The sequence below is a fragment of the Armatimonas sp. genome (genome assembly GCF_043760365.1).
Lineage (GTDB): Bacteria > Armatimonadota > Armatimonadia > Armatimonadales > Armatimonadaceae > Armatimonas.
In genome coordinates, this window is sequence record NZ_JAYUPA010000920.1 from 1 (window position 1) to 8,249 (window position 8,249).

General features: G+C 59.3%; 9 protein-coding genes. 7 read left to right on the forward strand and 2 right to left on the reverse strand.

Going from position 1 to position 8,249, the window contains the following annotated elements; all coding sequences use genetic code 11:
• Together ACH2EH_RS23035 and ACH2EH_RS23040 are read right to left on the reverse strand one after the other, a co-directional pair.
• Window positions 1-1,029, reverse strand: a 1,029-nt coding sequence (locus ACH2EH_RS23035) for a hypothetical protein (RefSeq protein WP_395145450.1), incomplete at its 3' end; no start/stop codon positions are given.
• A gap of 2 nt (window positions 1,030-1,031) precedes the next feature.
• Window positions 1,032-2,354 (reverse strand): polysaccharide biosynthesis/export family protein, encoded by a 1,323-nt coding sequence (locus ACH2EH_RS23040; protein ID WP_395145452.1) that lies wholly within the window; start codon window positions 2,352-2,354, stop codon window positions 1,032-1,034.
• Between the two features lie 414 nt (window positions 2,355-2,768).
• Here ACH2EH_RS23040 and ACH2EH_RS23045 point away from each other — a divergent pair, with 414 nt between their 5' ends.
• The 7 genes from ACH2EH_RS23045 to ACH2EH_RS23075 all read left to right on the forward strand — a co-directional run.
• On the forward strand, window positions 2,769-3,419 hold the full coding sequence (locus ACH2EH_RS23045; RefSeq protein WP_395145454.1) for a sugar transferase: 651 nt from the start codon (window positions 2,769-2,771) through the stop codon (window positions 3,417-3,419).
• 78 nt (window positions 3,420-3,497) lie between these two features.
• Window positions 3,498-4,397, forward strand: a complete 900-nt coding sequence (locus ACH2EH_RS23050; RefSeq protein WP_395145456.1) for a WecB/TagA/CpsF family glycosyltransferase — start codon at window positions 3,498-3,500, stop codon at window positions 4,395-4,397.
• A 23-nt stretch (window positions 4,398-4,420) separates the two neighbouring features.
• On the forward strand, window positions 4,421-4,807 hold the full coding sequence (locus ACH2EH_RS23055) for a hypothetical protein (RefSeq protein ID WP_395145458.1): 387 nt from the start codon (window positions 4,421-4,423) through the stop codon (window positions 4,805-4,807).
• Window positions 4,773-5,921, forward strand: a complete 1,149-nt coding sequence (locus ACH2EH_RS23060; RefSeq protein WP_395145459.1) for a glycosyltransferase family 4 protein — start codon at window positions 4,773-4,775, stop codon at window positions 5,919-5,921. The genes ACH2EH_RS23055 and ACH2EH_RS23060 overlap by 35 nt, the downstream gene beginning before the upstream one ends.
• Window positions 5,918-7,018, forward strand: coding sequence for a glycosyltransferase family 4 protein (locus ACH2EH_RS23065; protein ID WP_395145461.1), 1,101 nt, complete (start codon window positions 5,918-5,920; stop codon window positions 7,016-7,018). Before ACH2EH_RS23060 ends, ACH2EH_RS23065 begins: the two co-directional genes overlap by 4 nt.
• A gap of 5 nt (window positions 7,019-7,023) precedes the next feature.
• Window positions 7,024-7,689, forward strand: a complete 666-nt coding sequence (locus ACH2EH_RS23070; RefSeq protein WP_395145463.1) for a hypothetical protein — start codon at window positions 7,024-7,026, stop codon at window positions 7,687-7,689.
• Between the two features lie 40 nt (window positions 7,690-7,729).
• Window positions 7,730-8,249, forward strand: a 520-nt coding sequence (locus ACH2EH_RS23075; protein ID WP_395145464.1) for a hypothetical protein, incomplete at its 3' end; no start/stop codon positions are given.

The window sequence follows — 8,249 nt, forward strand, 5'->3', positions numbered from 1 at the left end:
AGACTGGCTTGCCTCATCTATAAGTGCCCCGTAGCGCGGGTTGAGCTCGCGCTTCGAGGTGCCGCCATTGCGCTGCTTCTCACGCCGCTCTTTAGCAACCGCTAGCTGCGCCTGGTCAATCTGCCGATCCAGGGCGCGCACGGCGTCACTGTCTTTTCGCATCGCGCCTTCCCCGGCAGTAATCTGGGAGCGGCGATCCTGCAGATCGTTGAGGCGCTTCAGGGCGGGGCTGTCTCCCAGGACAACCAGCGGACTGGTGTCCGTAATGATGTACTTATTCTCCCCTCGGATACGAGGAGCCACCTGCGAGATGCGCTCTCCTCCCTCGTCGATCATGAGCTTCGCGCGACGCAGGCGCTCTTCCAGATAGCCAATACGATCCATCAGAACATTGTGGGTATCGGGGCCGACCTCCGGGTGCTTCTTGCGAAACTGCTCGCGTGCCACCATCGCCTGCTGAACCAGTGTCTCCTTCTTGGCGAGCTGCTCTTTTAAAATCTCCGCACGATTTGTCGAGGACTGCTGGTTGGTGAGTGCCTGCGCAGCAATGTACTGCTCCTGAACCGCCTGGACAATCTTCTTGCACTCGTCGCTCTCGTCCCAGTTCAGGCTGATCGTAAAGAGATTATCGCCGTCCGCTCTCGCGGAGATAGAGCCCAGGAACTTCTCTACCCGCTTGTCGCTCACGCCCGGAGCTAAAGAAACAGGAGGGGTGAGCGCAGCACGCTGAAAGACATCGTCCACGAAGCCACCCTGCTTAACATCTCTTAGTAAGATGCTCAGTTGAGCGACATTCACGTCTGATGCGGTCTTCCAGCCCGCTTGATCCAGATCGGCGTTCATCTTGCCACGAAGGATCTTCGCTTCCTGCGCCACACTCACCGCAGCCGTGGCGGTGTAGCCCTGGGAGCGGAAGATCAGCAACAAGGCGACGGGAATGGCGACGCAGAGAATAGTGATCAGAACCATATTCCGGTTCCGAAACAGCGCGTCCACCACTCGATAGAGTACATTCGTCCGACGATACATAGTTATTTAGCCACCTGACGGATCAGCAGAAAGGTCGAGAGACCCAGTGTCAGCTCATTGAACCCAAAGCGAAAACCACCGGACCGACGGCCCTTCAGGGGAACTTCGAGGACATCTCCGGGTCGGAGCAGCGCGTTGAGCTTGGCCACTTCGTCCGCATCGCGCCCCAGGGCGGTCGAGTTCTTGAGAATCTTCTCCAGATTGACGGTTTTACGGATCGGTGTTCCATTGGGAGCGACTCGGATAATGCCCGCGTTTTTAAGGTCACCATCCTGCGAGACCCCCCCCGACTGCTGGATTGCCCAGTAGAGCGTGGGCTGGATATTATCGGGAATATCTAAAGCACCGGGCTTCAACACGCCCCCGCCACTCAGAAAGACCTGCCGCAAGTTGGCGGGAATAGTGAGCGTGTCGCCAGGGCCTAGCTGGAGGTCGTGGGGAATCTTATCCGGGTTGCTAAGATCCACCGGGATGGGAGTGCCGCCGGAGCCGCGCCGCAGAGTCGCACGGGAGAGGGCGGCTTTAGGGCTGCCTCCACCCGCAGCGATCAGAGCTGCCAGAGGCGAGCCATCGCGCGGGCAGATCACGTAGCCGGGCTTACCTACCTCGCCGAGGACGTTTACCATGGTCTCGCTCTTATTGCGCTCCTGAATGACCAGCAGGTCGCCGTCCTCAAGCACGTAGTTCAGAGTGGGGTCGCTGAATACCTTGATGGGATCAACGTTGAGAGTTGTCAGCCCGCCTCGGCGCACCAGTCGCATGGTGACCAGCTCCGGCTCGACGGTCAAGCCCTTGGAGTCGGAGAGTAGGCTTAGTACGCGCCAGTCATCGCCGAGCTCCCGCTTGCCTGGTTCCTTCACCGGTCCAAGAATAGAGACAGTGCCCATCTGGCGCTTGACCACGGAGACCAGCACCTGGGGATTGACAATCTGGCGCTTGAGGCCAATTTCGAGCTTGCTCTTGACCTGCTGGAGGGTGTTTCCTGCAATCTCCAGCTCCCCCACGTAGGGATAGATCATGGTCCCATCCGGCGCAACGGTAATGGCCTGGGTGAGCTCGGGGCGGCCCATCACTTTTATCTCCAGTGAGTCGCCACAGCGCACTTTATAACGAACAGGCTGTGCCGGAGCGGCTTGCGTCGGGGAGGGTAGTATCAGAGGGCGCTCCTGAGCGGCGGGCACCGCGACGCGGCGGGCTTGCTGTCCCAGCACAAGCGATACCACGATGCCTCCTGGAATCGGTCCCAGCGCCCAAGCACTCTGGCTCAGCGCGACACATCCTAGCATCCCCAAAATATTTCGTACTTGCTTAGTTCTCATTTTCATTGCTCCCCTTCTCCCGTATTAAGTGAATTGCCCCACAGAGGCACTTATAGTGCTAAAGCAATCCCTGTGCCAATTAGCTCCCCACTAGAATAATTTTCTAAATTTTCCACAACACCCATTCCCTACTCTCCGAAGATCGGAAGACACCCCCACTTCTTTGCAGATCTATTTAAGGCATTTATGCATCAAAAGAGCAAAAACTAGTATAAATATCACCATTACAAGCAATATTAACAGGTATCTTCACCGAAACTACATAACTTATACGTAAGTTATAGCAAGCTTGCGTTCCCCTTTCTTCATCCCTAAAATTACCAGTTTTCCCTCTTTCCCCTCACTCAGGCACATTTTTGGTAGGGCTTTAGTTTCATCAACGTAAATTCGCAGAAATTCACGGGAGCGAAATTAAGAAGAATGGTTAAGTCATCCACACTACGCGAGATTCCCCTTCAGGGAGAACGGCAGCTCTCCGAGCCTTTGCGGCGGGCTCTTGATATTGCGGTGGCGGCCACGGCACTCACCGTGCTCGCGCCGGTTCTAGCGACGGTGGCCCTGCTCGTCTGGTCGGAGGATCGGGGATCGATTCTGTTTCATCAGGAGCGTGTCGGACAGAATGGGAAGCGCTTTGCCTTCTACAAGTTCCGCAGTATGGTAGCCAACGCGGAAGCCCTCAAGGAGAGCCTCAGTACAAAAAACGAGGCCAGCGGCCCGATCTTCAAGATGCAGCACGATCCGCGTATCACCCGAATCGGCAGAGTCCTGCGGCGCTACTCCCTCGATGAGCTGCCCCAGCTATGGAATGTTCTTAAAGGCGATATGAGCCTGGTGGGGCCACGCCCTCATCTTCCCCGTGAGATTGAGAGCTACCCGAACTATCCTCTGGAGCGGCTCAGTGTCCCGCCGGGCTTGATCTGCCTGCGCGAAGTGTCCGGGCGCTCCCGCCTGACTTTCGAGGAATGGATCGCTCTGGACCTGGAGTATGTGCGCAAGCGCTCGCTCTTGCTCAACCTCTCTATCTTGCTGCGTGCGCTACCTGCGGTTCTACGCGGCGACGGTGCCTACTAATTTTTAGCGCTTTAATCACCCTTCGGCACAGAATCTGCTTTGCTTTTTCCAGAGTGCTTTTTTCGGAGAACTATGAAGATGTCGCGTATTAATGGACAAGTAATAATCAGCAACACACGTTTTGATAACGTCAGTATGGCGGAGGCCGTCGAGCGCATCCTACAGGTGGTCCACAAAGCGGATGCTCCCCAGCATGTCTGTACAGGCAACGTGGATCACTTAGCCCTGCTCAAAGAGGATGCAGAGTTTCGAGCGATCTACGCGAGCGCTGCCCTCGTCTTGGCCGACGGGATGCCGATTGTCTGGCTCTCACGCCTCCGCCCCGATACAGCGAACCTGGTTGAGCGGGTCGCAGGCAGTGATTTGCTGTTTGAACTCTGCCGCGCCTCGGCCTGGACGGGCCTGAAGCTCTTCTTTCTGGGGGGGATGGCGGGCGCAGCGGACGCCGCCAAAACGATTCTCGAAGAGCGCTTCCCGGGTGTGCAGATCTGCGGAACCTACTGCCCGCCCAAAGAGGCCTTTGAGACACCTGAGGAACAAGAGAAAATCGCCAAGATCCTGCGCGCCACAAACCCAGATGTTTTACTAGTTGGTCTGGGTGCCCCTAAGCAAGAGAAGTGGATCGCCCGACATAAGATGCAGTTAGGCGTCCCCGTGAGTATCGGGGTCGGGGGGAGCTTCGAGATGGCAGCGGGCATGATCTCCCGAGCGCCCCGGCTCGTTCAGCGCACAGGGATGGAGTGGGCATGGCGTCTGCTTCAGGATCCCAAGCGGCTCTATAAGCGCTATATCTGCCGGGATCTTCCTCTGCTAGTCGGCCTGGTAAATGAGGCATTGAAAGTACGCATGGGGCGGCAACCGTCACGACCGCGACCACTGATCGAGGAGCCACACTCCACGACGGATGGTTCAAAACTAAATATCACGACAGCTCCCGTGCGAACAACGGAGCCCAGCGAAGCACGTCTTCGAAAATAAAAAAGTTTTAGGGAACACACGTAATGAACGCCTCAAAAAAGATTGTCGTCACGACAACTGTAGATCTAGACGACCTCGAATACCCCATTGGCGACATCAATGAGACGGCGGCTACTCATGCCCGTGCGATTGCCAACGACCGCCACATGATGATCCGCACCAGCCGGGGTAAGATCGTCTGCCGCGAGATCGCACCCAATACCTACCTGGGCCTCACAGCGGAACGTCGCCGCATGAGCCTGCTGCAGATAGACGAGAATGTCTTTATCTTTGCTCCGGCTCGGCTCCCCAAGCACCGCCTAGAGCACCTGATCACGCACCTACTCACCCGCTACGGTATCGGCGCCGCGCACCCCCAAGAGCCCGCTGCAGCGTTTGAGAACTTCACCGGCACACCTCCGCTGGCTTGAGGAGCGCGCAATGCCCGCGACACTAAAAATTGGCTTCGCCCTGGAGCACTCCCTGGGACACACCACCCATGCAAAAAACCTTCAGGTAGCCCTCGCCGCCGACTCGCTTGTCCAGCCGCAGCTCATCGAGCTGCCGTACCACAACACTCCTGGGGCCTGGGCAAAGCTTCCTGGGGTTCGCTCAAACTGGTCTCTCAGAGCCTCACTGGGTGCCTATCTGGGCCTGCGCGGCCAGAAGCTAGACGCGCTGTTTTTCCATACCCAGGTCACGGCTCTGCTCTCGGCGGGCCTGCTCCGGCAAACACCGGGCCTAATCTCGTTGGATGCCACTCCCGTACAGTACGACCAGCTTGGTGCACACTACGGTCACACACCCGGCAACGGGAAGCTTGAGAGCCTCAAGGCACGGCTCAATCAGCGGGCTTTTTCGGCAGCACGCGGCCTGATCACCTGGAGCCAGTGGACAAAAGACTCACTGGTTGCTGACTACGGGGTTCCCGCTGACAAAATCCATGTCATTGCGCCCGGGGTTGATATCGCCGCCTGGGATGCGGCGCGTGCGCTTCGAAAGCCCCGCAGCCCTGGTGCCCCTCTGAACCTACTGTTTGTCGGCGGCGATTTTGTGCGCAAGGGCGGCGACACCCTTTTAGCGGCATTTGAGCGCCTCCCCGAACCCATTAGGCGAAAGACGCACCTGCACCTGGTGACCCAGACAACGGATATTGCGCCCTGTGAGCACATCACCGTGATTAATGGAGTCACGCCCAACTCGGAGCGCCTGCGCTCGCTCTTTGCCGAGGCGGATCTCTTTGTCTTCCCCACCCGCGCGGACTGCCTGCCACAAGCTGTGCTAGAGGCGCTGGCCGCTAGCTTGCCCGTGATCACGACTGCTGTCGGTGCTCTGCCCGAGGTGGTGGTCGAGAACGAGACGGGTAAGCTCGTGCCCGTGGGCGATGCAGCCGCGCTCGCCGGTGCTCTGGAACACCTACTCACGGACCAGGCACTGCGTCTGCGGCTAGGGCACAACGCCCGCCAGGAGGCGCTATCCCGCTTTGATGCCGCTGTGAACTATCCCCGCATCCTCGCCCGCCTGAAAGGGCTGACCCAAAAATGAAGACTCTGCTCCTGATCCCCAGCTACCGCAAAGAGAACCTCGCCGAGGCCATCGCCGCCGACACGCACCCGACCATGGACTACGATGCCCTGGCCGCCGGGCTAGAGGCGCGTGGCACCTGCGCGGAGCTCTACGACTACCGAGCGCTGGAGGCCGACCGCGATCCACTGGTGCGGCTGGCACGAAAGGCACTGGGCAAGGATATCGCGCTGGCGGTGGCGGGCTGGCGACGGCGCAAGCACTACAGCTCCCTCTTTACCAATGGGGAGAATATCGGGATATTTTTAGCGCTCCTGCTACGGCTCTCGGGCAAGACGCGCCCGGGCCATGTCACCATTGGGCACCGGCTCTCGACGGGCAAGAAAGCACTGTTTTTCAGAACGCTGAAGCTCTGGCGGGAGATGGACACGATCCTTGTCTACGCCACCACGCAGCGCGCACAAGGCGAGAAAGGTCTCGGGATTCCGGCGGAGCGCCTGCGCCTGATCCCCTTCCACGCCGATGCGAACTTCTGGCGACCCCGCCCTGAAGTCACAGAGATCACGCAGCAGGTCAGCGCCGCCGGGCTGGAGTGGCGCGACTACCCCACCCTACTTGTCGCCGCCGAGCGCCTGCCGGACACGCAGTTCCCTCTAGCCGCCGCCTCGCCCTGGTCGAAGCACACCAACGAGACCCAGAAGCGCACCATGCCCGCCAATGTCTCGGCGCAGCGCTACGAGTACAGCGCGCTCCGCACGCTCTACGCCTCCTCGGCGGTTGTTGCGGTGCCGCTCTACGAGAACGATTTCCAGGCGGGAATCACCGCGATCTTAGAAGCTATGGCCTGCGGGAAAGCCGTCGTTGTCAGCCGCACGGAGGGCCAGACCGATGCGATTTGCGATGGCGAGAACGGTCTCTATGTGCCCATCGGCGATTCTGGTGCCTGGGAGACAACCATCCGCCGCCTACAAAACGACCCCGCACTGCGCCAGAAGCTTGGCAGCAATGCGCGTCTCTGGGTCGAAAAACACGCCAGCCTGGACCGCTGGGTGGATAATCTCTGCGCGGCGATCCTCCAAGCGGGGGATTTCCATCCCCGGCAAAATACGATACCATAGGGGCCATGGGACGCTCCAAAACTATCTTTCTGGCTCTGCTGGCAAGTGGCTTTCTCTTGCCGGGTTGCGGGGGACGTGGCTCGGGAGAGGATTTCGTGACATCACGCTCCGAGACAAGTCTCGACCCAGATGCCCCCCTACTTGCCGCACGTGAGGTAGCGAGCTACACGGTTCCCCTCGATGTGGCCCGCTCTTTTGACAGTACCCTTCGCACTGTCCGCCGCTCCTATCCTGAGCTTGAGACGATCCACGCCGCCTCCACCTACAATCCTCACGAGATCCATTTCGCGCTCGGCAGTGATGCCGCCTGGCTCGCTCAGTGGAAAGCGGGAACCCTGACCACGGGCGTTGCGGAGCTGGATGCTCTTCTCAAGGACTTCGGTGCCCGTACAGTCGCTTTTGTGCGCGATGACGGGGATCAGAGCTGGTTTACGGTGACCTTCGATACCTACTTGCGGGCCCACCGCGCCGCTGGGCTCTTTATTGGCCTGAGTCCCTCACTGCGCATCGCCAGCGCTGTCTCCGTCTCCAGCGGCGACACCGATATCCGCTACGAGCAGCCCACAGCCAGCCTCACGCGCCTGACCTTTGTCCGTGGCGAGACTACCATCACCGTGGAAAAAAACGGCACAAGCTCCTGGACAAAGAAGCTCCCTGTAACGCCCCTGTAACGCGGGCAGGATAGAGTGCTACGTGAAAGGGTACTTTAAAATGCAAGTTACAAACTGGATGAGCTGGGAGGGTGGCGTGGACATGGTCGCCACCACCGTTCCTGGCGGGGCGCAGCCCAATGTGATCGTTCATATCGGACGGATTGTCCACACCCCGCTCGGCTCGGCGGCCAGCGGCATGGTCTTCTACCAGCCCGACCCGAGCGCAGCGCCGCTCTTTATGGGCTTTGTCTCCACGGACCCGCAGATCGGGGCGTACTTTGGTCCCAATATCTTCGCGGGCACCCCGTTTGAGAGTGCTCCCACGCTTGAAGCGCAGATCGAGGTTTTCACAGCACTGCCCGATAGTGTCGGGGTTCGGGTCAAGATCGAGGGCTTTGAGATCGAGACGACGCTCAGCCAGCTTGGCCCACTAGAGCTTGTCGAGCGGCCCTTTGGCGCTCCCCTGCCGTTTGTGCAGCAAGGGGTGGAAGCGGCTGCGAGCCAGATGACCCTGAGCATCAATGGCGAGAATATCACGATCTACCCGGTGCCCGTCGGGCTCTCCGGTGGCCCCAGCG